Origin of the sequence: Actinocrinis sp., from assembly GCF_035653575.1 — a bacterium.
Classification (GTDB): Bacteria; Actinomycetota; Actinomycetes; order Streptomycetales; family Catenulisporaceae; genus Actinocrinis.
In genome coordinates, this window is sequence record NZ_DASRBQ010000057.1 from 1 (window position 1) to 24,342 (window position 24,342).

General features: G+C 70.1%; 22 protein-coding genes. 8 read left to right on the forward strand and 14 right to left on the reverse strand.

The genetic code is table 11. The annotated features are described in order from the left end of the window. Nucleotides 1-554: 554 nt before the first annotated feature. Genes VFA06_RS08500 through VFA06_RS08510 form a run of 3 tightly spaced genes read right to left on the reverse strand, consistent with a single transcriptional unit; the run spans nt 555 to nt 3,644 of the window. Complete coding sequence (locus tag VFA06_RS08500) at nt 555-1,421, reverse strand: carbohydrate ABC transporter permease (protein WP_324839892.1); 867 nt, start codon at nt 1,419-1,421, stop codon at nt 555-557. 1 nt (nt 1,422) lies between these two features. Next, entirely contained in the window at nt 1,423-2,334 is a 912-nt protein-coding gene (locus VFA06_RS08505; protein WP_324839893.1) for a sugar ABC transporter permease, read from the reverse strand. Then, complete coding sequence (locus VFA06_RS08510; RefSeq protein WP_324839894.1) at nt 2,331-3,644, reverse strand: sugar ABC transporter substrate-binding protein; 1,314 nt, start codon at nt 3,642-3,644, stop codon at nt 2,331-2,333. The genes VFA06_RS08505 and VFA06_RS08510 overlap by 4 nt, the downstream gene beginning before the upstream one ends. A 271-nt stretch (nt 3,645-3,915) precedes the next feature. On the opposite strand from VFA06_RS08510, the gene VFA06_RS08515 reads away from it, so the two are divergent. Further along, complete coding sequence (locus VFA06_RS08515) at nt 3,916-4,947, forward strand: LacI family DNA-binding transcriptional regulator (RefSeq protein ID WP_324839895.1); 1,032 nt, start codon at nt 3,916-3,918, stop codon at nt 4,945-4,947. 21 nt (nt 4,948-4,968) lie between these two features. Here VFA06_RS08515 and VFA06_RS08520 read toward each other — a convergent pair whose 3' ends face one another. After that, nucleotides 4,969-5,844 (reverse strand): fructosamine kinase family protein, encoded by an 876-nt coding sequence (locus VFA06_RS08520; RefSeq protein ID WP_324839896.1) that lies wholly within the window; start codon nt 5,842-5,844, stop codon nt 4,969-4,971. 100 nt (nt 5,845-5,944) lie between these two features. Here VFA06_RS08520 and VFA06_RS08525 point away from each other — a divergent pair, with 100 nt between their 5' ends. After that, nucleotides 5,945-6,496 (forward strand): MBL fold metallo-hydrolase, encoded by a 552-nt coding sequence (locus VFA06_RS08525; RefSeq protein WP_324839897.1) that lies wholly within the window; start codon nt 5,945-5,947, stop codon nt 6,494-6,496. 113 nt (nt 6,497-6,609) lie between these two features. Here VFA06_RS08525 and VFA06_RS08530 read toward each other — a convergent pair whose 3' ends face one another. After that, entirely contained in the window at nt 6,610-9,195 is a 2,586-nt protein-coding gene (locus VFA06_RS08530; protein WP_324839898.1) for an ABC transporter permease, read from the reverse strand. A gap of 4 nt (nt 9,196-9,199) precedes the next feature. Beyond that, nucleotides 9,200-9,970 (reverse strand): ABC transporter ATP-binding protein, encoded by a 771-nt coding sequence (locus VFA06_RS08535; protein WP_324839899.1) that lies wholly within the window; start codon nt 9,968-9,970, stop codon nt 9,200-9,202. Nucleotides 9,971-10,405: 435 nt separating this feature from the next. On the opposite strand from VFA06_RS08535, the gene VFA06_RS08540 reads away from it, so the two are divergent. Beyond that, nucleotides 10,406-11,194, forward strand: coding sequence for an SCO family protein (locus tag VFA06_RS08540; protein ID WP_324839900.1), 789 nt, complete (start codon nt 10,406-10,408; stop codon nt 11,192-11,194). On the opposite strand, the gene VFA06_RS08545 is transcribed toward VFA06_RS08540, so the two are convergent. Both VFA06_RS08545 and VFA06_RS08550 read right to left on the reverse strand, forming a co-directional pair. Beyond that, nucleotides 11,160-12,641, reverse strand: a complete 1,482-nt coding sequence (locus VFA06_RS08545; RefSeq protein ID WP_324839901.1) for a hypothetical protein — start codon at nt 12,639-12,641, stop codon at nt 11,160-11,162. The two genes, VFA06_RS08540 and VFA06_RS08545, sit on opposite strands and share 35 nt — an antisense overlap. A gap of 236 nt (nt 12,642-12,877) precedes the next feature. Then, nucleotides 12,878-14,353: an MFS transporter gene (locus VFA06_RS08550; RefSeq protein WP_414639853.1), complete on the reverse strand. Its 1,476-nt coding sequence runs from the start codon at nt 14,351-14,353 to the stop codon at nt 12,878-12,880. Between the two features lie 208 nt (nt 14,354-14,561). Here VFA06_RS08550 and VFA06_RS08555 point away from each other — a divergent pair, with 208 nt between their 5' ends. The 4 genes from VFA06_RS08555 (at nt 14,562) to VFA06_RS08570 (ending at nt 17,258) form a co-directional block, all read left to right on the forward strand. Beyond that, complete coding sequence (locus tag VFA06_RS08555) at nt 14,562-14,945, forward strand: GntR family transcriptional regulator (RefSeq protein ID WP_324839903.1); 384 nt, start codon at nt 14,562-14,564, stop codon at nt 14,943-14,945. Beyond that, a complete protein-coding gene (locus VFA06_RS08560; RefSeq protein WP_324839904.1) occupies nt 14,942-15,856 on the forward strand; it encodes an ABC transporter ATP-binding protein in 915 nt (304 codons plus the stop codon). Before VFA06_RS08555 ends, VFA06_RS08560 begins: the two co-directional genes overlap by 4 nt. Continuing rightward, the gene (locus VFA06_RS08565) at nt 15,853-16,536 is read left to right on the forward strand and encodes a hypothetical protein (RefSeq protein ID WP_324839905.1); all 684 of its coding nucleotides are present in this window, start codon (nt 15,853-15,855) and stop codon (nt 16,534-16,536) included. Before VFA06_RS08560 ends, VFA06_RS08565 begins: the two co-directional genes overlap by 4 nt. A gap of 224 nt (nt 16,537-16,760) precedes the next feature. Further along, the gene (locus VFA06_RS08570) at nt 16,761-17,258 is read left to right on the forward strand and encodes a pyridoxamine 5'-phosphate oxidase family protein (protein WP_324839906.1); all 498 of its coding nucleotides are present in this window, start codon (nt 16,761-16,763) and stop codon (nt 17,256-17,258) included. Nucleotides 17,259-17,321: 63 nt separating this feature from the next. Here the strand turns inward: VFA06_RS08570 and VFA06_RS08575 are convergent, their stop codons facing one another. From VFA06_RS08575 to VFA06_RS08600, 6 genes are all read right to left on the reverse strand, one after another. Then, nucleotides 17,322-18,440, reverse strand: a complete 1,119-nt coding sequence (locus VFA06_RS08575) for an NAD(+)/NADH kinase (RefSeq protein ID WP_324839907.1) — start codon at nt 18,438-18,440, stop codon at nt 17,322-17,324. A gap of 74 nt (nt 18,441-18,514) precedes the next feature. After that, nucleotides 18,515-20,110 carry an SLC13 family permease gene (locus tag VFA06_RS08580; protein WP_324839908.1) on the reverse strand — a complete coding sequence of 532 codons (1,596 nt, stop codon included), beginning with the start codon at nt 20,108-20,110 and terminating at the stop codon, nt 18,515-18,517. Further along, a complete protein-coding gene (locus VFA06_RS08585; RefSeq protein WP_324839909.1) occupies nt 20,107-20,715 on the reverse strand; it encodes a gluconokinase in 609 nt (202 codons plus the stop codon). The genes VFA06_RS08580 and VFA06_RS08585 overlap by 4 nt, the downstream gene beginning before the upstream one ends. Nucleotides 20,716-20,804: 89 nt before the next feature. Then, on the reverse strand, nt 20,805-21,509 hold the full coding sequence (locus VFA06_RS08590; protein WP_324839910.1) for a response regulator transcription factor: 705 nt from the start codon (nt 21,507-21,509) through the stop codon (nt 20,805-20,807). Nucleotides 21,510-21,537: 28 nt separating this feature from the next. Further along, nucleotides 21,538-22,728: a sensor histidine kinase gene (locus tag VFA06_RS08595; protein ID WP_324839911.1), complete on the reverse strand. Its 1,191-nt coding sequence runs from the start codon at nt 22,726-22,728 to the stop codon at nt 21,538-21,540. 35 nt (nt 22,729-22,763) lie between these two features. Then, nucleotides 22,764-23,441 carry a hypothetical protein gene (locus VFA06_RS08600; protein ID WP_324839912.1) on the reverse strand — a complete coding sequence of 226 codons (678 nt, stop codon included), beginning with the start codon at nt 23,439-23,441 and terminating at the stop codon, nt 22,764-22,766. 116 nt (nt 23,442-23,557) lie between these two features. Here VFA06_RS08600 and VFA06_RS08605 point away from each other — a divergent pair, with 116 nt between their 5' ends. After that, nucleotides 23,558-24,280 (forward strand): hypothetical protein, encoded by a 723-nt coding sequence (locus VFA06_RS08605; protein WP_324839913.1) that lies wholly within the window; start codon nt 23,558-23,560, stop codon nt 24,278-24,280. Nucleotides 24,281-24,342 lie beyond the last annotated feature (62 nt).

Genomic DNA, 24,342 nt, shown 5'->3' on the forward strand with positions numbered 1-24,342 from the left:
CGGCGCGCCGCGGCCGTGGGTGGGTGGGTCACCTGCATATCCCCTTATCTCGGGTGGCGGCGGCGCATGTGGGTGCGTCCGGCCGCACGGGAGTGCGGGCACGCGAGACGGGACGGCGGGATCACCGCTTGGCCCCAGGACGCGGCCCGTATGGTGTGCAAGCATCAACCTTCGGAGGAACATCCGGGAAAACGGAGCGAGGTGCAGCAGCCAGGCCCGAATCCGACTGTTGGCGCGTGCGCCGCACCACCCCGGACGGAGGATCCGCCAGGTGGCAGCGGCTGAATCAGTGTTCGAAGGGTGGGTAACGACGCGGCGGCCGCCGCGTCGCTGTCTGCGAACGCTGAGGGGGAAATTAGCGCCCCGCGGTGTGATGGTCAACAGTGACTTGTTAAACAAATTTTTGCGAGCGTTCGCCTCGACGCGGAAGTTTCGCGAGGATTACGCGGCCTTCATCGAATAAGAGCCCGCGTTGCGCGGCGGCCGAAAGCGGCGCGGCGTATCAGTCGGTTGGCAGCCTGGCACGCGCACGCGCACGGAGTCGGTGTTATTGATCAGCCCTTGAGCGCGCCGGACATGAACCCCCGGACGTACTGCCGCTGGAGCAGGATGAACAGGACGATGCACGGCAGCGCGAGCACCACCACGCCGGCTTCCGTGGCGCCGTAGTCGATGACCCCCATCACCTGGGCGCGCAGGTTCGCGATCGCCACCGGCAGCGGCAGCTTGGCGGAGTCGCTGATCAGCACCAGCGGGGTGATGAAGTCGTTCCAGGCGGCGAGGAAGGCGAACAGGCCCACCGTCACCAGGCCCGGGCGCACCGAGGGAACGAGCACGCGCAGCAGCGCCTTGACGGTGCCGCACCCGTCGACAAGCGCGGCTTCCTCCAGTTCGCGCGGCACGGACTCGAAGGAGATCCGCATCATGAACGTCGCGAACGGCAGCTGGAACATGGTCAGGACCAGGGCCAGGCCGACGAGCGAGTTCTGCAGGCCGATCCGGTCGAGCAGCACGTAGAGCGGGATCAGCAAGGTGGCGTAAGGCACCATCAGGATCGCCAGTGTCAGCATGAACAGCACGTTCTTGCCGGGGAAGGTGAAGCGCGCGAAGGCGTAGCCGCCGAGCAGCGAGATGGCGAGCGTGAAGAGCACGGTCAGCCCGGAGACGATGACGCTGTTGAGGACGTACTGCCAGATACCGGCCTGATAGTGGGTCAGGGTGTCGTAGTTCCCCATCCCCCAGCCGTGGTTCTGCGCGGTGCCGGCCTGCGGCGAGACTGAGCGGATCCCGGCCCAGAACAGCGGGAACAGGAAGATGATCGCCAGACCGCCGGTCAGGACGTAGTAGGGGGTCCGCAGGGCCAGGGCGCCCAGGCCGTTGGAGCGTGGGCGCGCCGCACGGACGCTGTAGGTCGCCGCCATGTCAGTCCTCCCTCCCCCGCAGCCAGCGGAACTGGCCGATATTCAGTACCAGCAGCGCGACCAGGACGATGATCGACAGCGCCGCGGCCAGGCCGAGGTCGTTGCGGCCCTGGAAGGCGGCGTTGTAGATGAGCTGCACGATCGTCAGGGTGCTGTTGTCCGGGCCGCCCTTGGTCAGGATGTAGAACTGGTCGAACGCGAGCAGCGAGCCGGTGACGCACAGGATCGTGCACAGGGCGAGGGTGGGACGGATCAGCGGCAGGGTGATGTGGCCGAACCGCTTCCAGCGTCCGGCGCCGTCGATTTCGGCGGCTTCGTATACGTCGGCTGAGATACCTTGCAGCGCGACCAGGAGCAGCAGCATGTAGAAGCCCGCGTAGCGCCAGACAATCAGCGCGACCGTAGACCACAGCGCGTGGCCGGGGGTGCCGAGGAAGGACACCGGCCCGCTGGTGATTCCGAGATCTCGCATCACCCGTCCAAGCGGGCCGCTGTCCGGCGAGTACAGGGCGTAGAACAGCAGCGACGCCGACGCGAGGCCCAGGGCGCTGGGAACCAGGATGGCTGTGCGCAGGAAACCGGTCCACCGCGTCGACTCCTGGACCAGCAACGCCAGCCCGAGCGCGCAGCCGATGAGGATCACCGTGGTGACCACGGTGTACTCGACGGTGAAGCGGACCGCCGGCCAGAACAGCCGTTGGCCGACGGCGGCGGAGAAGTTGTGCGGAGCGTTGATTCCCTGGTCGCCGTTGAACAGGCCCCAGTCGGAGACCGACATCTGCGTGACCAGCAACAGCGGAAGGACGAAGAACACGAAGACGAAAGCCGCGGTCGGGGTGGCATACGCCCAGCCGGTCAGGCGGCGCCGGCCGCTGAGGCCGAGCCGGCGGCGGGGTGTCACTGGCTGTGTCACTGGCTGAGGACGCTGTTGATGGCGCTGTTGTCCTGCGACAGGTTGTCCTTGCCGTTGAACACTTGGTCGCGCAGCAGCGTGACCCAGGGGCTGCCCGGAGCGTTGAAGGCCTGCTGGAAGTCGACCGCGATCGGGGTCTTGCTGTCCGGCGAGGCGGCGACCTTGTTGATGGCCACGACGCGGGGGTCCTTCACGGCGTACTGGTTGTTGGCCAGGTCGCCGCGCGAGACGATGCTGTCATTGGCGGCCAGCACGTTGACCTGCGCGTCGGCGGACATCAGCCAGGCCAGGAAGTTCCACGCCTGCGCCTCGTGCTTCGAGTCCTTCGATACGCCGATGCCGTCGCCGCCCACGAAGGTGGAGGCGCCGCCGTCGACGCCCGGGATCGCCGCGACGCCCGCGTCAACGGTCTTGTTCACCGTGGGCAGCAGCGAGGCCGGGTACGGCATAACGCCGATCTTGCCCTGCTGGAAGGGCCCGACCCAGGTCGCGCCGGTCTCGTCCTTGCTGGCGGGATCGACGGCCCCCGCGCTCCACAGGTCTTTCCACGCGGAGTAGACCTGCTTGGCGGCGGCGCTGTCGAGCAGCGACCGGGTGCCGTCCGAGCTCAAGACCTCCTGGCCGGACGCCCAGATCATCGGGAACCAGGTGAACACGTCGCAGCCGCCGCAGTTGCCGCCGAAGTAGGTGCCGTAGACGCCCGGCTTGTGCTGCGCCTGGATCGCCTTGGCCTGCTTGACGAAGTCGGCGAGGGTGGTCGGTCCCTTGTCCGGGTCGAGGCCGGCCTCCTTGTACAGCGTCTTGTTCCACATCATCACGGAGAGGTCGAGCACGAACGGCAGCACGTACTGCTTGCCCTGATACGTGCCGGCGTCGAGGTGGCCCTTGTTGATCTGTCCGGCGAACGGCAGCTTGCTGATCTGGCTGGTCAGGTCCTGCCACAGCCCGGCCCGCACCCAGTTGGGCGCGTAGACGATGTCGGAGGCGAACAGGTCGGGCAGGCCGCCGCTGCCGGCCGCCGCGCCGACCTTGGAGACGTAGTCGTCGTTCGGCACGATGGTCAGCTTGACCTGGTTCTTGTGCGCCGCGTTGTATGCCTTGACCAGCAGATTGGCCTGGAGCTCAAGTGGTGCTCGCGTCCATAGGGTCAGCGACGCGCCGTCATCGGTGCCGTTTATTCCGCCTTGGGCGACGGTTTGGCCCTTGCCGCCGCTGCCGCTGCTGCACGCCGCCAGGCTGACCGCCGCGACCGCGACCAGGGCGACGAGCGAGTGTCGGCGGCGCTGACTTCTGGAGCGTTTGGTGATCATGGGCGGCACTCCTTGGCCTCATGCCCGCGCCCTCGCGGGCTAAGTGTTTTCGGTTTCGCTTTCGTGCTCGCTGCCTGGCAAGTAGCGCAGTTCGCGATGATCGGCCCAAGAACAGCCAGGACACAGAGGATTCGCGCCTCGCAGGCCGCCGCTTTCGTGGGAAGGCGACTCCGAAAAGGTTTTCCACAACGTAATCACGGAGATGCCCCTGGTCAAGAGTCTTACGAGGTATCGTTCTTACGACACCACCGCGACGACGACGGGAGGGCCGGTGGCGAGGCACGACGCGCAGCGCTCGAACGGCCGCACGGCCACGCTGGAAGACGTCGCCCGGCTGGCCGGGGTGTCGATCGCGACCGCCTCGAAAGCGCTGAACGGCCGAGCGCACGTCTCCCCCGCGACACGGGCCGTCGTGCTGGAAGCCGCGGAGCGTCTCTCCTACTCCCCGAACGCGCTGGCCCAAGGTCTGCGGGCGCTGCGGACAGGAATAGTCGGCCTGCTCACCTCCGATCTCGAAGGCCGGTTGTCGATCCCGATCCTCATGGGCGCGGAGGACGCGTTCGGCGCCGGCCGCACCAGCGTGCTGCTGTGCGACGCGCGCGGCGACTCGATCCGCGAGGCGCACCACCTGCAGACGCTGCTCTCGCGCCGCGTCGACGGGCTGATCGTGGTCGGCGCCCGCCCGGACCCGCGCCCGTCGGTGGGCCGCGACCTGCCCGTGCCGGTCGTCTACGCCTACGCGCCCTCGGAGGACCCGGCCGACCTGTCGCTGGTGAGCGACAACGTCTCCGGCGCCAGGCTGGCGATCCAGCACCTCATCGAGGTCGGACGCCGCTCGATCGCCCACATCACCGGCGACCCGACGTACGGCGCGGCCCAGGACCGCGCCGCGGGCGCGCTCGCCGAACTGGCCGAGCAAGGCCTCGAACTGGCCGGCGGCCGGGTGTACTTCGGCTCATGGTCCGAGGCGTGGGGCCGCAACGCGACCAAGATGCTGCTGTCCCAGACCCGCGAGATCGACGCGGTGTTCGCCGGCTCCGACCAGATCGCCCGCGGCGTCATCGACACCCTGCACGCCGCCGGCCTCGAGGTCCCCGGAGACATCGCCGTCATCGGCTTCGACAACTGGGAGATCTTCACGACCAGTTCGCGCCCGCCGCTGTCCAGCATCGACATGAACCTCGAAATCCTCGGCCGGGTCGCCGCCGAGCGCCTCTCCGCCGCCCTGAGCGGCGACCTGCGCGCCGGGGTCGAATCGCTCCCCTGCCGCCTGGTGCCGCGCGAGTCGACCACCTCCGTGTGACCGGGTCGCTGGGCTCTCGCGCTATCTGCGGAATGGCTTGAGCGTGTCGCGGACCTGCTGCGCCGCGCCCCAGTCGTAGTCGAACTGGGCGATCACCGCGAGGTGCTGGCGCAGCTGGATCAGCGGCATGCGGGCTCGCCAGTCGTCGTCCAAGCCGGTCAGTTGCGCGTAGACGTCGAAGAATCGCTTGGCCTCCGGTGGGTGCGGGGAGCACCAGAGGTGCGCCAGGTCGACCTCCGGCCACATGTAGGAGACCGCCGGGTCGATCACCGCGGGCCGACCATCCTCGGTCGCCAGGACGTTGTGCGCCCACAGGTCGCCGTGGGTTAGGCAGGCAGGCCGGGGCGGCAGCAGGTCGGGAAGTCGCTCGCAGAACCGTTCCAGGGCTCGCCGGTCCTGCCGGTCTAGTGCTGACTGGACGCGTCGCTCCGGTAGCCAGCGCAGCAGGCGGTGCTCGGCGAAGAATTCGTATCCGTCGGCGCTCCACGTGTTGTGCTGCCGGTAACGACCGAGCCAGTTGTCGCGTGACCAGCCGAACCTGTCGTGCGCGGTGGAGGTGTGCAGCCGCGCGAGCGCATGGGCGAGCTGCTCCCAGAACGCTTCCTGCGTCGGGCGCGGCTGCAAGACGGAGAGCACCAGCACCTCGCGAGTCGCGAGCACGACCTGGGGCGTGAGCAGCGAGCCGCGTTCCCTCAGGACGTTGAGTCCTTCCGCCTCGGCCGCGAACAGGTCGTCCGCCGGGACGTCGACGAACGACTTGACGAACAATGCCGGGCCGCCGCGTTGGGTGGCGATGCCCGCGAGCGCCGCCATTCCGCCGTCGACCGGCTCAACTGCCGTGACGTCGCTCAGTCCCGCGGCGTGGAGGCGGTCGAGCAGGAGGGAGGCGGTCGGCATGAGAACACAGGGTACTCAGGCGATGGCCGACATCATCGAGCCCGGGGCATCAAGGCCGGTAGATGCGTGCCGTCTTAGGCTGTGAGAGTCTGACGCGGTGATGGCGCAACTTGATGTTCTGACCGCGGGATACGTCGGCGACCGGGTCGCGAGCACGGTGACCTTGATTCGCGACGGGGAGGCCGCCATCGTGGTCGACCCCGGCATGGTGGCCAGCCGCGACGCGATCCTGGACCCGTTGGCGAAACTCGGTGTGCAGGTTGGCGAGGTCACCGACGTGGTCTTCAGCCACCATCATCCCGACCACACGCTCAACGCGGCCCTGTTCCCCAACGCCCGCTTCCACGACTTCTGGGCGATCTACCAGGACGACCGCTGGGAGGACAGGGACGCCGACGGCTTCCAGGTGAGCCCCGCGGTTCGGCTGATGGCGACACCTGGACATACCGCGCAGGACATTTCTACGCTCGCCGAGACTGACGCCGGCCTCGTCGTGCTCACTCACCTGTGGTGGAGCGCCGACGGGCCGCAGGACGATCCGCTCGCACAGGATCTGGGGCTGCTGCGCGCCAACCGGGACAAGGTCCTCGCGCTGCGCCCCTCACTGATTGTCCCGGGGCACGGCGCGCCCTTCGCCCCTGCGAGTTCGTGAACCGCCTTCACATCACCAGCACACTGCGACCGGCGCCGAGCCGTCGTGGCCCGGGCCGGTCAACAACAGTGCCCCAGCAGAACTTCGTCGGTGCGGAGAGGAGGCCGCGTGGCTCAGGTCTCCGCGATTGCTTCGATCACTGAGATACGCGCCGCTCGGCGGGCCGGGAGCACCCCCGCCGCGATGCCGGCCAATCCAGCGAGCAGTACGTATCCGGCGATCATCTTGACCGGATAGCTGATCGGCGACCCACCGCCGCCGCCGCGGATCAGGGTTTCCGAGACGGCCGAGCCGAAGCCGACCCCGATGGCCACACCGAGCAGCCCGCCCATCAGCCCGATCAGGAGCGCCTCCATCGAGAGCATGCGGCGCATCTGACCACGGGTCAGGCCGAGCGCGCGCAGCAGGCCGGACTCTCGGGTCCGCTCGATGACGGACAACGACAGGGTGTTGGCGATGCCGAACAGCGCGATGAGGATCGCGATGGCGAGCAGGCCGCCGAACACCGCGAGCAGCGCGTTGATCGCCGACGTGATCTGGCTCTTGTAATCCGCCGCGCTCTGCACGCTCGCCAGCGGGTAGCGCGCCAGCACCTGGTCCACGGCGGCACGCGAGGCCACGGGTGTGGCCGAGGGCGCCGCCTTGATCAGGATCGAGGACGGACCGGCCGGCTGGAAGCCGTCCGCGAAGTCCCGGGCGGAGATGAGCGCCTGGTCGCCCAGGAACGAGCTCGCCGAGATGGCCACCACGCGCAGGTGCTCGCTTCGGTGCGGCGCGTCGAGGGTGACCGCGTCGCCGACCTGGACGTGCAGAGCCTTGGCGACGGTGTCACGCAGTGCGATCCCGCCGGTTCCGTTCGCCAGCGTGTCGACCGAACCGGAGGTGACCGGCGGCTTGGCCGTGCCCGTGTAGGCGGCGGGGTCGAACGCCCCGATCGACGTATTGGCTTTCCCGCTGAGCGTGGCCTGGTCCTCCCAGGTGGGCGCGACGATCGAGAGCTGCGGTTGCGCGCGCAGCGCCCCGGCCAGATCGTTGGGCAGCACCGGCCGCGCGCTCTCCGCCGTGCCGTTGTGCAGCGGAGAAATCAGGTAGTCGATCGGGTAGTGCTCGTCGACCTGGCTGAACGCGAAGCTGCGCGCCGTGGAGGTGACGACTGAGAACAGCGTGATCAGGCCTACGCCGACGGTCAGTGCGATCATCGTGGCGGCGCTGCGTCCGGGGTTGCGGTACGCGTTCGCGGTGGCGAGGCGCGTGGGCATTCCGGCGAGCTTGCCGGGCAGCCAGCCGAGCAGCCGGGCGAGCGGGCCGACCAGCAGCGGGCTGGCGACGAGCACGCCGATGAAGAACACCGCTCCCCCGACGGCCTCGATCAGCAGACCGTTGCGTCCCTTGGGCAGGCCCAGCACGGCGAGGCCGACGCCGGCCGCGCACAACGCCGCGGCGATCACGCCCGGTACGACGCGGCGAGCGCGCTGCACAGCCGGAGCCAGGTCAGGGGCGCGCAGGGCAGCCAGGGGCGCGACGCGGGTCGCCCGCCAGGCCGGCCACACCGCGGCGGCGACGGTGACCGCGGTGCCCAGGCCGATCGCGATCAGCACGGTGCGCGGCAAGAGAACGATGCCCGCTCCCGCGGGCAGAGCGGCCCCGATCCCGCTGAACAACGCGGAGAGCGCCGCTGTGATCCCCAAGCCGACAAGCACCCCGACCGCTGACGCCGCGACCCCGATGAGGATCGACTCGAGCAGGACGCTGGCGAAGACCTGACGGGTTGTCGCGCCGACGCAGCGCAGCAGCGCGAGTTGGCGCAGCCGCTGGGTAATCAGGATGTTGAAGGTATTGAGGATGACGATCGCGGCGACGAACAGCGCGACGATCGCGAAGACCAGGATGCCGGTGAGGATCAGGTCCACCTGCTGGGTGACGTTGTCGGCCAGGTCGTGGGCGAGCTTCGACCCGGTGACGACGGCGCCGCCGGCCGGAAGGGCGCCGGCGACGGCCGCGGAGAGGCGTGAGGCCAAGGCGGCCTGGCTCGTCCCGGGCGTCGCGGCCGCGTCGATCCGGTCGTAGCCGTGGATGCCCAGTGCGTGCATCCCGGCGGCGGTCAGCGCGAGCACTGACTCGTCGTCCAGGTTCTTTGCGACGCCGAGGTCCGCGAGGCCGACCAGCCGCAGCGTGTGCCGCGCGCCGGTGGAATCCAGCACGGTGAGGCTGTCGCCGACCGCGAAGTGCGAGGTCTGCGCGGTATTGGAGTCGAGCAGGGCATCCGTGGCGTCGGCCGGCAGGTGGCCGGAGGTGAGCGAGAAGTACTGGAATCGCGGGTCGGCGGGAACGTCGATGGCGACGCCGGTCTGGTCGCCGTTCGCGATGAGCTTGCCCGCCTTGTCGTAGAGGGCGGCCGGGCCGACCATGCGGCCCTCGGCGGAGGCGACGCCGGGCACCTGCCGGACGCTCGCGAGCATCGAGTCGGGCAGCGGCGGCGGCGCGGTCTCGCGCTTGGGGTTGCCCGCGGCCGCGGGGGATTCGACGGAGGCGTCCACGTGCGCCGCCTGGGCGGCGAACTCGTGCCAGAACCCCGCGGTGGCCGTGTCGGTGAAGATCAGCGTACCGGCCACGAATCCGACGCTGAGCACGATCGCCAGGCTGGAGGCGAGTAGCCGCAACTTGTGCGCGTACAGCCCGGCCAAGGTGGTTCGCAGCATGCCGTCACGCTCCGAACGACTTGAGGATGTCCAGCACGCCCTGCGGCGTCGGGTCGAGCAGCTCGCCGGTCACCCGGCCGTCGGCGAGGAAGACCACCCGGTCGGCGCTGCTGGCCGCCACCGGGTCGTGCGTGACCATGACCACGGTCTGGTCCAGCTCGCGCACCGAGTTGCGCAGGAAGGACAGCACCTCGAGCCCGGTGCGCCGGTCCAGGTTCCCGGTCGGCTCGTCCGCGAAGACCACCTGCGGCCGTCCGATCAGCGCGCGGGCGCAGGCGACGCGCTGCTGCTGCCCGCCGGACAGCTCGCTGGGCCGGTGCCCGAGCCGGTCGGCGATGCCGAGCGCGCCGATCACCAGGTCCCACCACTGCGGGTCCGGCGACCTTCCGGCCAGCTCCAGCGGCAGCCGGATGTTCTGGGCCGCGGTGAGCGTCGGCAGCAGGTTGAAGGACTGGAACACGAAACCGATCCGCTCGCGCCGCAGCACGGTCAGCGCGCGGTCGTTAAGGCCGGTGATGTCCACGTCCCCGATCTGCACCGAGCCGGACGTCGCGGTGTCCAGCCCGGCCAGGCAGTGCATCAGCGTCGACTTGCCCGAACCCGACGGCCCCATGATCGCGGTGAACGCGCGCGCCTCGAAGACGACGTCCACCCCGTCGAGCGCGCGCACGGCGGTCGGCCCCGCGCCATATACCTTCACCAGACCCTCGGCGCGGACGGCGGGCTGGACCGCGCGCTCGGCGCCCGGTGCCCGATGCGTCGCAGCATTCGTCATTGCGAACAGCTCCCTCGTGGGTACCCGTTTGTCTCGGCCCTGGGCACATCCGCCTTGGGCACAGGCCCTGGGCACAAGACAGATGGCGAATTCGCCATCTCGCAGACCGTACGGCCGGCGCCCGAGCCGTCGCGTCACCCGGCGTGACCGTTCTCAGCTCATCCCCAGGTGCCATCGGTGGACGCCCCGTGCTACTGCGGTCGCCGGTGAATCGCACGCGGGTCTCCGCCTCCAGGCTGACCCGGCAGGATCGGCGGGATCGGGAGGATCCGTGGCCCGGTGTCCTGTCCGCATGGAGCCATGGGTAGCGTGGATCGGGTCGAGCCGGAACTCTGCCGGTCAGCCGCGAGGAAGATCAACGTTATGCGCAGCCCTGAACCGATCCGTTCACGCCACAGGTATGGGCACCGGCGCGAGCGCGGATTCAGGCAGTGGATGTCCCTGGCCGTGTTCATGACGGCCGGCCTAGCGCTGGCGGCCTGCGCCTCGGGCGCCACGGACACGTCGAGTGGCGCCGCATCGATCCAGGGCGGCGTCTCCACCAATGACAGTGGCAACGGCAACGATGACATGAACATCGCGCTGCCGCCGAACATCGTGAACCTGCCACTGCTCGATCCGTCCGGCCGCGCGGAGCCGCTGTCCGCGTTCAAGGGCAAGGTGATCGTGGTCAGCGACGTCATGACGCTGTGCCAGGAGACCTGCCCGCTCGACACCGCGAACCTCGTACAGGCCGCCCGTGCCGTAGAGAAGGCAGGGCTTGGCGACCAGGTGGAGTTCCTGAGCGTCACCATCGATCCGCAACGCGACACCCCAGCGCAGCTGGCCGCCTACCGCCAGCTCTTCGCACCGCCGCCCGCCGACTGGGCTACGCTCACCGGCGCCCCGGACAACCTGGCCGCGCTGTGGAAGAACTTCGGCGTGTGGAGCCAGAAGGTGCCCGAGAGCAACCCGCCCGCGAAGAACTGGCGCACCGGTGAGACGCTCACGTACGACCTCGATCACAGCGACGACGTGTTCTTCATCGACCAGAACCTGCACGAGCAGACCCTGCTCGACGGACCCGCGCACGTCGTGCAGGGCACGCAACTGCCGTCCGCGCTGCAGTCATACCTCAGCGACACCGGCCACCAGAATCTCGAGCACCCCAGCGCCGACGCCTGGACCACTCAGCAAGTGCTCCAGATCGTCAGTGGCCTGGTACATCACTCGATTCCGCAGTAGCCGGCGAACATGCGGACCTGAGCGCGTCGTGGACCTCTGGCGGCAGCAGGGGTCGCACCTGCGCAATGCGGGCGCTGAGATCAGGCACGAGGTCCTGCGCGGCGAGATCGGTGCGTAGCGTCGACGAATGGCGACGCGAGAGGCTCGCCATCACCCGCAGATCGCCAGCGGCCCACCCGGCCAGCTTTGGGTCCTCTGCCGTCACGGCCACCAGCGCGGCCGCCAGCTTCACCGCCGGGTGCCGCTGGCGGCACAGCCGATACATCGCACGGCGCGCACCGGCCGCCCGCTCACGATCCATCAGCAACTCCAGCAGCCACGATGGATCTACCCGCGCACCTGCCGCCGCGACCGCAGCGCACACCACCACCGGCGCCGGGTCGGCCAGCAGCGGTGTGATCAAGTCTGAATCCGGAGCACCGAGCACGCGCAATGCGGTCACCGCCGCTGCACGCACCTGCGGTACGCCGTCGGCGAGATGCGGCTCGATCAATTCGCGTGCCACGCTGCCGCTGGAGGTGCCGTTCACGGTCGCCTCGGCCAGTCCGAGCACCGCTCCCGGCTCCACGCGCTCACGCCGCACCAGGGCTCGGTAGCGTTCGAGCACATCGAGCTTGGCCTTGCGAGCCGCGAAGCGAGCCGTCGCCCGCACCATCGCGTTCCTGTCCGCCAAATGCTGCCCGGCCTGATCTGCCAGCCCCGCGCGCAGCAGCCCCGCCAGGGCGATCGCCCGCACATCAGCGCTGCGCGCCTCGGCAAGCCGGTGCAGGAACTCATGCCGACCGCTCCACACCGCCTCGCGCGCGGCCGCCTCGGCCAATACGTCCCGCGTTCGTGGGTCGGACTCGGCCAGCACGAGGCGCACCAGGTCCGGCAGTCGCAGCCGAGCACCGGCCTGCGCAGCGACCAAACGGCGAAGCAGCGGCTGTGGTCCGGTAAGCAGCCGCGTGAACTGTTCATCCGTCAGACGCGGCAGCACTGCGTTCACCTGTGATAGCGCGAAATCCGCGCGCGAGCGACCAGCCAGCCGCGCCGCCATCGGCCCGGCGAAGGTCACGTAACTCGGGTCCCGATGCAGAGCGAGCGCGAGGGCCGCGCATGCGCGCTCGCGCACCGGTTCCGCCCAATCCGCAGTACGCAGCACCAGAAACGGCACCAACTCCGGCACCGGCCGCGTGCCCATCGCGGCGACCGCGCGCTTACGCACCCGCCCGTCCGCCGCCATCGACACCACCGCGAGCACCACCGGATCCAGCCGCCCCTCGGTAGCGTCAAACCGGGCGCGCGCCTGATCGACCCATGCGACGTGACGCGCCGGCAGGTACCCGTAGTACTCACGCCGGCGAGCCAGGCCGTCCAGGCGCAGCACCAGGGTCGGTTCCTGCGCGATCGCGGCCAGCAGCGAGTTCGCGTCCGAATCCCCCGCGAGCGCGCGGTTCACCAGCACCGTGCCAAGCCGATCGACGCTTTCGGCCGGCCCGAGGCGTGCCGCGCTGATCAGCGCTGCGTAATCAGGCGTCGGCGCGGGGGCAGGAGGGTCGTCTACGGGTGGCCTGGCGTCGGCAACTGCGGCGGCAGGACGGAAACGCTTGAACATCCGACTATCGTGCCGGGATAGCCCACCCTCACGCACCACGATTACCGCCGCCCGCCGCCGGTCTCGTGCACCAACCGGGGCGCGCGCTAGAGCTCGGTATGCCGACCTGGGGTGTGTTGCGGCGCGGGGCCGAGGGTGATCAGGTTGCTGACGAGCACGCCGAGGGCCAGGACGGTGAGCAGCGCGGCAGCGACGTGGTCGCCGAGCGCCGGATTCGAGCGGGGAGCGATGTGCAGCGTGAGCGTCACCAGCGCGACGCCGAGGGCGGTGCCCAGTGCCCGGGTCATGTTGACCAGCCCTCCCGCGGTGCCGGCTGCGCGTGCCGGGACCGCCGCCATCACCAGCGCGTTGTTCGCGGGGGTGAAGACGCCCAGGCCGAGCCCGAGCGCCGCCAGCAGCGGGGCGAGCCCTGCGGCCGTGAGCGGCACCAGCATCATGCCCACCAGCGCCCCGGCCGCCACCGCCGAGCCCGCCAGCGCGCGGCGCCGGTCGCTCCACGCGGGCGGCAGCACCCGCTCGGCCAGCAGCGCCGCCGCCGCGAAACCGGCGGGAAGCGCCGTGAGGATGAGGCCCGCCGCGCTCAGGCTGGTTCCGCTGCGGGTCAACGCGACCGGCACGAGCACCAGCGGCCCGAAGAGCACCAGGTAACCGCCAAGTGCTCCGACCAGGCCGGCGGCGATCCGCCGGGAGCGCAGCAGCGCGGGGTCGATCAGCGGACTGACGGCCCGCGCCAGGCGGCGCGCCAGCGCCACGGTCGCGGCGGCGGCGAAGGCGAACAGGGCCAGCACGATCGGCCAGGGCAGGTGCAGGCCGGAGGCTCCCGAGATCCCCAGCAGCAGCGTCGTGGTGGCGGTGGCGAGCCACAGCAGACCCGGCCAGTCGAAGTGATCGGTGGAGGCCTGGGTGCGGGTGCGCGGCAGCAGATAGTGTCCCGCGACAAGTGCCGCGATCCCGACCGGCACGTTGACGAAGAACACCCACCGCCAGCCCCACCCGGTCACGATGACTCCGCCGAGCGTCGGTCCGAGGGCCAAGCCGAGCGCCTGAGCTCCTGCCTGCACGCCGAGCGCCGCGCGCAGCCGTCCGCGCGGCGCACTGGTGGTCACCAAGGCCACGCTGTTGGCCTGCAGCAACGCCGCGCCCACCGCCTGCACCGCACGAAAGAGCACCAGCGCCAGCAGGCTCGGCGCCAGCCCGCACGCCGCCGACGCGGCCGTGAACAGCACGAACCCGTACAGGTACATCAGCTTGCGGCCACGAGCATCCGAGAGCCGGCCGACCGGCACGAGCAGCGCCACCAGCGTCAGCAGATAGGACAGGGAGACCCACTCCACATCCGCCAGGTCGGTGTGGAACTGCGCCTGCAGCGCCGGATAGGTGAGCGTCGCGATCGACGCGTCCAGCTGTCCCATGAACGCACCGAGACAGACCGCTGCGATCGCCAGCCACCAGCCGTTCGGACGAGCCCTGATCCATTCCGGCCGCGCACGCTCGGAAAACAGGAGAGCTGACAGTGCGCGCCGGCTCGTGGTGCTGGAAGGCGCCGCTTCGAGAGAGTCGATGGACACTTGCGACACCTCTTCGGACATGGGCGGCACCCGGCCCTACGTGCACTTTCCGTCTCCCGTCTCCATGCTACCGGATTTAGTTCGGTAGCCGAAATGCTTGTAGACAGTTCCATGGCGCCCGTCGAACGCGTGACCAGTGCTCGGTTCAGTGGTACATTACTCTAGTAACTAAGCGACGAAGCGAGGGGTGACGATGCCGGAAATGGCAGGTCTGGACGAGGGAGCCCCGCTGTTCGTCCAGGTCGCCGACAGACTCGCGGGGGAAATCGCGGACGGCGGCTTGGCCGAGGGCGAACGGGCGCCGTCCACCAACGAGCTGGCCGCGTTCTACCGGATCAACCCGGCGACCGCGGCTAAGGGCATCAACATGCTGGCCGACGACGGGCTGTTGGAGAAGCGGCGGGGCATCGGGATGTTCGTCGCGGCCGGCGCGCGACAGCGGCTGCTGGCCCGGCGCCGGGCGGAATTCACGCAGCGGTACATCGCGCCGCTGCTGACCGAGGCGGTCCGCCTCGGAATCGACAGCGAAGAGTTGTTCGCCCTGATCAAGAAGACCGGCGACGAGCGGGAAGGCGTCTCGCGATGACGCCGGCGATCTCGGTCACCGGCCTGACCCGCAGGTACCGCGACCACACCGCCCTTGACGACGTGAGCCTCGCGATCGGCAGCGGCACCATCACCGGCCTGCTCGGCCGCAACGGCGCCGGCAAGACCACGCTGCTGCGGATCCTGGCCGGCCACGAGTTCCCGTCGTCCGGATCGGTGCGGGTGCTCGGCGGGCCGCCGGCCGAGAACGAGGAGGTGCTGCGCCGCCTGGCGTTCGTCCGCGAGGACCAGATCTACCCGGAGATCAAGGTCGGCCAGGCGCTGCGCGCGGCGTCCTGGTTCTACCCGAACTGGGACGGCACGCTGGCCTCCTTGCTGCTGGAGGACTTCGGGGTGCGGACGGACAAGGCGGTCAAGAAGCTTTCCCGAGGGCAGCGTTCGGCGCTCGGGATCACGATCGGACTGGCCGCGCGCGCCGAGGTGACGCTCTTCGACGAGCCTTACGCCGGCCTGGACGCCGTGGCGCGGCAACTGTTCTACGACCGGCTCCTCGCGGACTTCGCGCAGTTCCCCCGCACGGTGCTGTTCTCCACGCATCTCATCGACGAGGCCGCCGCGCTGTTCGAGAGCGTCATCGTCATCGACAAGGGCCGGGTGGTCTTGGACGCGGCGGCCGACGCTTTGCGCGGTGTCGCCACCCGGATAAGCGGTCCCTGCCTCGCCGTGGACGCGCTCGCGCAGGGCCGGGAGGTGTGGGAACGGCGGAAGCTCGGCTCCCAAGCGTCCGTCGTCGTGGTCGGGCCGCTGTCAGCGGACGAACGTGAGCGGGCCCGGTCGGCCGGAGTAGACCTGACCCCGCTGTCCTTGCAGCAGATCATGGTGCAGGCGGCCGCCGGCGCTATCGCCCCTACCCCGGAAACCAGCGTCATGACCGAAAGGACGAGGGCGTGAATACGTGGGTCAAGGTGGCTCGCTACGACCTGGTGCGGCCGGCCAACTATCTCGTGCTGCCGTGGGTTCTGCCGTTCTGCTTCGCCGTGGGCGCCGTGACCGCGGGCCGCAGCCCGGGCCATGACGCGGCCGGATTCCTCTCCAGCTTCTTCGTGTACTTCGGTGTGCTGGGTATGCAGACCATCGGCCGGTCGCTGCCGTTCGCCCTCACGCTCGGGTGCAGCCGCGGGTCCTTTTACCGCGGCACGGCGCTGCTCGGGATGGCGCTGGCGCTGGTGTTGGGCCTGATGCTGGCGGCCCTGCAAGCGCTCGAGCGGGCCACCGACGGCTGGGGACTGTCCATGCGCTTCTTCCGCGTGCCATACCTGCTCAGCGGTTCGTGGTACGCCGCCTGGCTGACGGCGACGGTGATCCTGTTCGCAGTGTTCGTATACGGAATGTGGTACGGGATCGTGTACAGCCGGTGGGGTCTGCTCGGCACGCTGGCGTTCGTGGCGGCGCAGACGCTCGTCGTGGTCGCCGCGGTCGTCGCCGTCTCCTTCGAGCACTGGCACCTCTGGTCCGCTGCCGGCGGATCCTTCGCCGGCCTGACCGCCTTGGGCCTGACTGGCGTCATCGCGGCGCTCGCGGTCGTCCTGCTGGCCGGCGGCCACGTCACCATCCGCCGCGCCACGGTCTGACGCCCGGACATATCCCTTTCAGCTACATTGCATCGTCCAAACTCAGGAAGCGTTCTATAGCTGCCCCTGCCTCCTCGACCCATCACAGCCCCTGCCGCCGCCTCCAGCGTGCGCCATTCGTCGGGCGCAGGGTGGGGGCCGCGAGCCGCCGCTGGGGATGTCGAGAACGCGCGCCCGGCTCCGTCCCAGGGTTGAATGGCGACTACGACCCTGGAGGCACAGCGATGCAAGCGCACGAGATCGCCGAGATCCTCAACCGGCCCATCAGCCGGGAACTGCTGGCCCGCGACGTGACGCGGCTGGCCTACGTGGCCAAGGACGGCACGCCGCGCACCGTGCCGATCGCGTTCACCTGGAACGGCTCACAGATCGTCATGTGCACCACGAAGAACGCCCCCAAGTTGCCGGCTCTGCGGGCGAACCCGATGGTCGCCCTGACCATCGACACCGAGGTGCACCCGCCCAAGATCCTGCTCATCCGCGGCCGCGTCGAACTGGACGTCGTCGACGGCATCCCGGAGGAGTACCTGCAGATGAACGGCACTTACCAGATGACGCCCGAGCAGCGCGTCGAGTGGGAGGCCGAGGTGCGCTCGCTCTACGACGGCATGGTCCGGGTCGTGGTGACCCCGACCTGGGCGAAGCTGATCGACTTCGAGACCACCCTGCCCAGCGCGGTCGAAGAACTCGTCCGGCAGTGCGCCGAACGCCAGCGCGCCTGAATTCGATCGGCCCGTGCGAGCGGGTGGGCGGCCGCCGTGCTGTCCGGTGCGTCGCGCGCCGGATCACAGCAGAGGCGAGAACGGGCTGGCGGCATTCGGGGACGCAGCGTCTGAATCGGCGGTGTCTGGGGCGGTGAGCACCGAGAGGTGGGCGAGGTCACTGGGCGGCGGCTTGGTCACGGACCACAGCGGCGCGGGCGATCCGTCGGCGACCGCGGCCGGGGCGTCGGTCAGGTTCATTCGCTCGCGCAGCCGGCCGTAGAAGTCCATCGGTGAAAGCCGTACCGCGCGCAGCCGGCGCTGGGCGGCGTACACCCCGATCCAGTCGCCGGGGTTGAGCACTCCGCGCAGCTGGCCGTCGATGCTGACGGCGGCGCTTCCGGAGCGTTCGAGCACGCGCAGTCCGATCGGTTCGTCGGGCGCGGTGACGACCGACCGGTTGAACGCCATGTGCGGGGCGACCGGTGTGAAAACCAGCGCCTCCGCGCGCGGCGAGACAACGGGTCCGCCGGCGGCGAAGCTGTAGGCCGTCGAGCCCGTGGGCGTGGCGACCAGCAGCGCATCGGCCGAGTAGGAGGCGAGCAAGCGGCCGGAAACGTAGACCCCGACCGAGACCTGGCGGTCGCGGGCCAGCTTCTCCAGGACCACGTCGTTGAGCGCGGTGACATCCAGCGGGATGCCCCAGCCGTCGTCGACGTCTATCTCGCAGTCGGACCGGACTTTGGGTGGCGGCAGCAGCGGTCCGCGGCCGTACTTCGCCCACGCTTCCATGTCCTGCGGCACCTCGAGTCGGCGGGAGGCACGCACCGTCAGCAGCATCCGGCTGTCGATACGCAGCCGGTCCTCGCGTACCGCGTCCAGTGCGCTGCGTACCGCAGAGACGGGGACCTCGGTGAGGAAGCCGACCCGGCCCACGTCGACGCCCAGGACCAGCGCGTCGTTGGCCGCTGCCAGCCGTGCGCCGCGCAGGAAGGTGCCGTCGCCGCCGAGGGTCACGATCAGGTCCGGATCGCCCGCGGCCTCGACCTCCTCGCGGGCGTTGCGCCGTGCGCGCTCGTGCCACACGTCGATATCCGTGCACGTCACCTCGTGCTGCGCGCACCACGCATGCACAAGGCGAGCGGCGTCGGCCGCCTCCGGCCGCCCGCCGTGCACCACCAGGCCGAGCCGATTGACCGTCATCTGCGCCTCCAACAGCACTGGGTCAAGGCGACCGTATGCCACAGCGGCCACCTGCCGCTCGGCGCGACGCGGCGTCAATGCACGGCGGTGCCCAGCGCCAGGATCACGACGATGGACACGCTCGACAGGATCGTCTCCATCACCGACCAGGACGCCAGGGTCTGCTTGACGTCCATCCCGAAGAACTCCTTGACCAGCCAGAATCCCGCGTCGTTCACGTGCGAGAAGAACAGCGAGCCGGAGCCGATGGCGAGCGCCAGCAGCGGCGCGCTCACGTGCGGGGAGCCGGCGGCGATCGGCGCGATGATGCCGGCCGCGGTGACGGTGGCCACGGTCGCCGAGCCGGTGGCCAGCCGGATCGCGACGGCGACCAGCCAGGCGAGCAGCAGCAGGGAGAGGTGTGAGCCGTGTGCCGCCTTGCCGATCGAGTCGGCGATCCCGGTCTGCACGAGCATCTGCTTGAACCCGCCGCCCGCGCCGATGATCAGCAGGATTCCGGCGATCGGCGCGAGCGACTCGCTCAGCGAGACCCCCGAGCGAGCGCGGCCGAGCCGGAACACCAGCAGGGCGACCGCCACCGCGATGGCCATGGCGATGATCGGGTCGCCGACGAAGTCCGCGACCTTGATCGCCTCGCTCTTCGCGGGCGCCGTCAGGTCCACGACCGTGCGCGCGAGCATGATGAGGACCGGCAGCAGGATGACCGCGAGGGTCGTCGCGACGGACGGACCGGCGAGGGTGTCGGCGTCGGCGATGTCAGTGTCGGCGCCGGTGATGCCGGTGATGCCGGTGGTGGCGTCGCGCTGCCCGACCGCAGTCGCCCCGGCAGGCTCGTCCGTCGTGGCGGTCGCCGCCGCTGTCCGCGTCGTGGCGGTCGCGCCCGCGGCCGCGGACGTCTGGCCGGTGGTGCCGGGACCTGTCGAGGTCAGCCCGGCAGGCCGGGCCGCCGGCTTCGGCGCGCCCGCCGCGTACTGCTCGGCGAGCCGAGCCGGCGGATCGGGGACGATCCGGCGGGAGATGAAACCGCCGAACACCGGCCCGGCCAGGATCGCGGTGGGGATCGCGACGATGACACCGAGCAGCAGCGTCGTGCCCAGGTCGGCGTGCAGCGCGGAGATCGCGATCAGCGGCCCGGGGTGCGGCGGGATCAGGCCGTGCAGGATGGACAGGCCCGCGAGCGCCGGGATGCCGACGCGCAGGATCGAGCCGCCGGTGCGCCGCCAGACCAGGTACACGATCGGGACCAGCAGCACCAGGCCGACCTCGAAGAACATCGGAATGCCGATGATCATCGCGGCGAGCGCCATCGACCACGGCACCCAGCGCGGTCCGGTGTGGCCGACCAGGGCGTTGACGAGCCGCTGCGCTCCGTTCGAGTCCACCAGCAGCCGCCCGAGCATCGCGCCGAGTGCCACGATGACGCCGACCCCGCCGAGCACGCCGCCGACGCCGGTCTCGAAGGTCGGCAGGATCTTGGAGACCGGCACCCCGGCGCTGAAGGCCACCAGCAGCGTGCCGGCGATCAGGGCGAGGAACGGGTGCACCTTGGCCACGGCGGTCAGCAGCACGACCAGGGCTATCCCGCCCAAGGCGCACAGCACCAGCCGAGTGTCGGAACTCGTCCACGCGCTGGTCGCGGCCGCCGGGGCCGCGGAAAGCAGGGGATTCATGCGCTCAGCCCTTCGATGAGGCGTTCAACGATGTCTTCGGGAGTCGCGGTCACGTCGACCAAGAGCGCGTGCTCGTCGGGGTCGGGACGCTGCAAGTCGCGAAACTGGGAAGCGAGCAGCTGCGCGGGAAAGAAGTGGCCTGAACGCGTGGCCAGGCGCCCGCCGACGGTCTGCGGGTCGGCGTCCAGGTAGATCAGGCGCACGTTCGGACGCCCTTTGCGCAGCTTGTCGCGGTAGGCGCGCTTGAGCGCCGAGCAGGTGACGACCGCGGGCCGGCCCGCGCGGGTCGTTTCGTCGATCCACGCTCCGATCGCCTCGAGCCACGGCTCGCGGTCGGCGTCGTCGAGCGGGTGACCGGCCGCCATCTTGGCGATGTTGTGCTCCGGGTGGAAGGCGTCCGCTTCCGCGTATGTCCAGCCGAGGCGCCCCGCGAGCAGAGAGCCGACGGTCGTCTTGCCGCTGCCGGATACCCCGGTGATCAGCAGAACGGGCGGCCCGTCCGCAGCGCCGCCGCCCTCCTCGGAGCCGGGTGCAGGCGGTGGCTCGGGTGCGGGCGGTGGCTCGGGTATGAGCTGGTCAGGCGTGGGCGGCGTCGGCGGTGGCATCAGTTCATACCTCCGGTCGTTGGTGACCTGGGTCGAACTGCGAGTGCCCCCTCACGGACTGGCGACGCAGCGGCGCGGCAATGCGGGCGCTATCCGAGGCGGTGCCGGTGCGCGTAGCCGATGGCGGCGGCGCGGTCACGCGAGCCGGTCTTGGCGAAGATCCGGTTGATGTGCGTCTTGACGGTGTGGTTGCTCAAGAACAGCCGGGCGGCGATCTCGGGATTGGTCAGCCCCTGCGCGATCAGGGCCAGGATTTCCGCCTCGCGCTGGGTCAGTGCGTCGGGGAGCGCTTTGCCCTCGGGCGACGGTTGGCCGGGGCCGGGCCGGTTTCCCGCATCGGACGACGTGGCGGGCGGCGGCGCGGTGGCGGCCATGAGAGCAGCGTGGGCGCGAGGGTCGAAGACGGCCAGGCCACCTGCCGCCGCGCGCAGTGCGTGCGCGATCTCCGTTCGGTCGGCGTCCTTGGTCAGGTAGCTGCGCGCTCCCGCACGTAGGGCGTCGAGTACCGAGGTGTCGTCGAGATAGGTCGTTAGCACGACGACTGCGACATCAGGGTGCTCGCTGGTGAGCCGGCGGGTGGTCTCGATGCCGTCGAGCACCGGCATGTGCAGATCGAGCAGGATCGCGTCAGGCTTGTGCTCGGCGACCTGGTCGAGCGCCTGCTGCCCATCCGCGGCGGACGCGACGACCTCGATGTCCGGTAACGCGCCGAGCAGGAGGACAAGGCCCTCCCGGACACTGGCCTGGTCGTCGGCGATGACGATGCGCAGCGGTGCGCCGGGAGTTGCGGTCATGAGCGCGAGCCGCGCGGTCCAGGGCCGGTCATCGGGCTGCTTTCCGGGGTTGGGCGGTGTCGAGCGGCAGGTTTGCGGTCACGACCCAGCGCTTCTTCTGCGGCCCCGCTTCCAGGGAGCCGCGCAGGAGCCGGAGCCGTTCGCGCATGCCGGTCAGACCATAGCCGCCGTCAATGGTCTGCGGCGCACGCGCATCGGCAGCCGTCGGCGCGCCGCGGGCCAACTCGTTCCCGACTGTCAGTCGTACGTGCTGATCCGAGTAGTCCAGGTGCATCTCGACGGCTTCGCCAGGGGCGTGTTTGGCGGCGTTTATCAGCGCCTCCTGTGCGGTACGCAGCAGCGCGACAGTCGCGTCGGGTGGCAGCGCGCTCGGCGTGCCCGCCGCGGTGAAGTGAGTGGGAACGCGGTACTGCGCGCCGTGCGCTTCTGCGGCGCGGGACAGCTCCTCGGGTAGCGGCAGCGTGTCGGTGCGCAGGGCGTGTACCGCACGGCGGGTTTCCGCCAGACCGTCCGAGGCCATGCGTTGCGCGGTGGCCAACGTTTCAAGCGCGTGATCGACGTCGTGCTGGTCGGTGAGCAGGGCGCGCGCGGCTTGGATCTGGATGCTCAACGCGCCTAGCGAGTGGGCGAGCACGTCGTGGATCTCACGGGCGATGCGAGCACGCTCGTCCAGCACGTCCGCACGCCGCTGCTCGGCGCGCAGTTGCTCGTGCTGGGCCAACAGCATCGCGGATTGTTCGGCCCGGATGCGGTAAGCGGCGCGGTTGCGTCCGAACAGCAGCCCGACCACGATCAGCAGCGGGTAGCCGAGCAGTGAGCCGATGCCGTCGTTGAACAGGATCCCGCCGACCTCCAAGGTCAGCAGCGCGAGCGCGCCGATCGCCAGCGCCGCGGTGAGGCTGAGCTCGCTGCCCGCGGTAAGCAGGGCCACGGCGGCGAAAGCGATCACGCTGTCGCCGGCGCCCCCAGCGGACGCGCCCAGCGTCGCGGCCGCCGCCATCAGACCGACGGCCGCGGTCAGGGCCCTGCCGCCGAGCCGAGCGGCCGCCGCGGGGTAAAGCTCGACGAGCGCCCAGACTGCCGCGGCGATGCACACCAGCGCGTAGGCGACGGTCTGGGTCGTCAGCGCGCCGGACTGGGAGGGCGGGCTATGGAAGGTCAGCACACCCACTATCGCCAGCCCAATCGTGCGGGCCAGCCACGCGGCGGCTCTCAACATGAGCTCAGTATCCCCGCTCAGCCGATTCACCTGGGTCAGGACCGCTGCCACGGCTGGTAGCGAGCGTCCTCGGGTGCGGACTGCGGCGAGTCGGCGGCGGACCAGTCGTTGCGCTCGCCCTCGCCCTGCCAGGTCGAGCGGACGTGCCTAAACGCGGCGCTCGCCGACGGTACCTCGCCACGCAGCACGCTGCGATTACGGTCGCGATCGAACGTCGAGGCCATGAACGAGCTGCCGTCCTTCTCGGGCGCGAAGGGCACGCCTATCGCGAGCGCACGTAGCATGATCACAGCAGCCTGCGACAACCGGTTGACGCCAAGGCTGAGCAGCAGTGTGGACGATGAGGCGGCCACGTGTGCGTGCATGGCGCCGGCCAGTGCCATCGCCGCGACCCGCCAGGCGAGCAGTGCGCCCCACAGCCACAAGCCGCGCACCGGCAGCTGCGCCCACAGGTAACCGTTGCGCGATTCGAGCCGCATCACCACCCCGAAGCCCGCACCGATCACGGCCGCCCCGATCGCCCCGATCACGAGGCAGGTCACATCGGCCGGCTGCAGATGCCCGCCGCTGCCACGCAAGTCACTGAAGCCGATCGCGGTGAGGACCGCCGGCAGCACGACCGTGCGCTTGCCGCGCAACGGCTCGCCCTGGATCTGCCGGAAGATGACGAACCCGATGATGCCGATCACGGCGAGGATCTCCAGCGCGGACACGGCGCGCTCCCTTCGTTTTCGCATCCGCCCAGCGGCGGGACGGCCGGTTGGCCGACTACAGCGACGCTAGGTTTCCGGGCGGTACGGGCACGTCGGCCCGAAGGTGGAGTCCCGGTATGACGCGGTATGAGATTCGCGTGCCGGACGTAGTACCGCCTGGTACCAACCGGCGCGGGCAGGTCATGCCGAAGGCCAAACCGCAGGCCGATCCGCCGATCGCCGCCACCGGCGAGCGTGGATGCGTCAACACCAGACCGCATCCCGAGGAGCAAGCCATGTTCTCAGAACTCACCCAGGCCGAGATCATCAACGGCGCCGTCCTGGCCGCGACCCTGCACAGCGACCTCGGCGCGCACCGCACGATCGGCGCGATGCGCCTTCTGCGCCCGGCCCTCGTCGCCGCGTCGGTCGTCCCCCTGTTCATCGACCCGCTGGTCACCCACGGAACCGGGCTCGCGGTCGAAATCGCCGGGGCAGCGGCCGGTTTGCTCGGCGGGCTGCTCGCGCTGGCCCTGACCCGCGTGTACCGCAGTCCGCGGACCGGCAGGTCGGTGACGCACGCCACCTGGGGCTACGCGCTTCTCTGGACCGTCGTCATCGGTGCCCGCGCCGCCTTCTCCTACGGGTCAGCGCACTGGTTCCCGACCCAGCTGGCGCAGTGGTGCCAGAGCCACCAGGTCACCGCCGCGGCCATCACCGATGGTCTGATCTTCATGGCGGTTGCCATGTTGCTGACCCGCACCGCCGGCCTGGCCGTCCGCGCCGCGGCGCTACCTCAGGCGTCGAGTGAAGGACACGACACGCTGATCGCTTCAGCGAGCTTCAGCCAGTCCCGGTAGCGAAGGCAGCCAGCGCGCCGGCCTGCCGCGGCCGGCGCCTCCGGCTATCACCCCACCGTGGT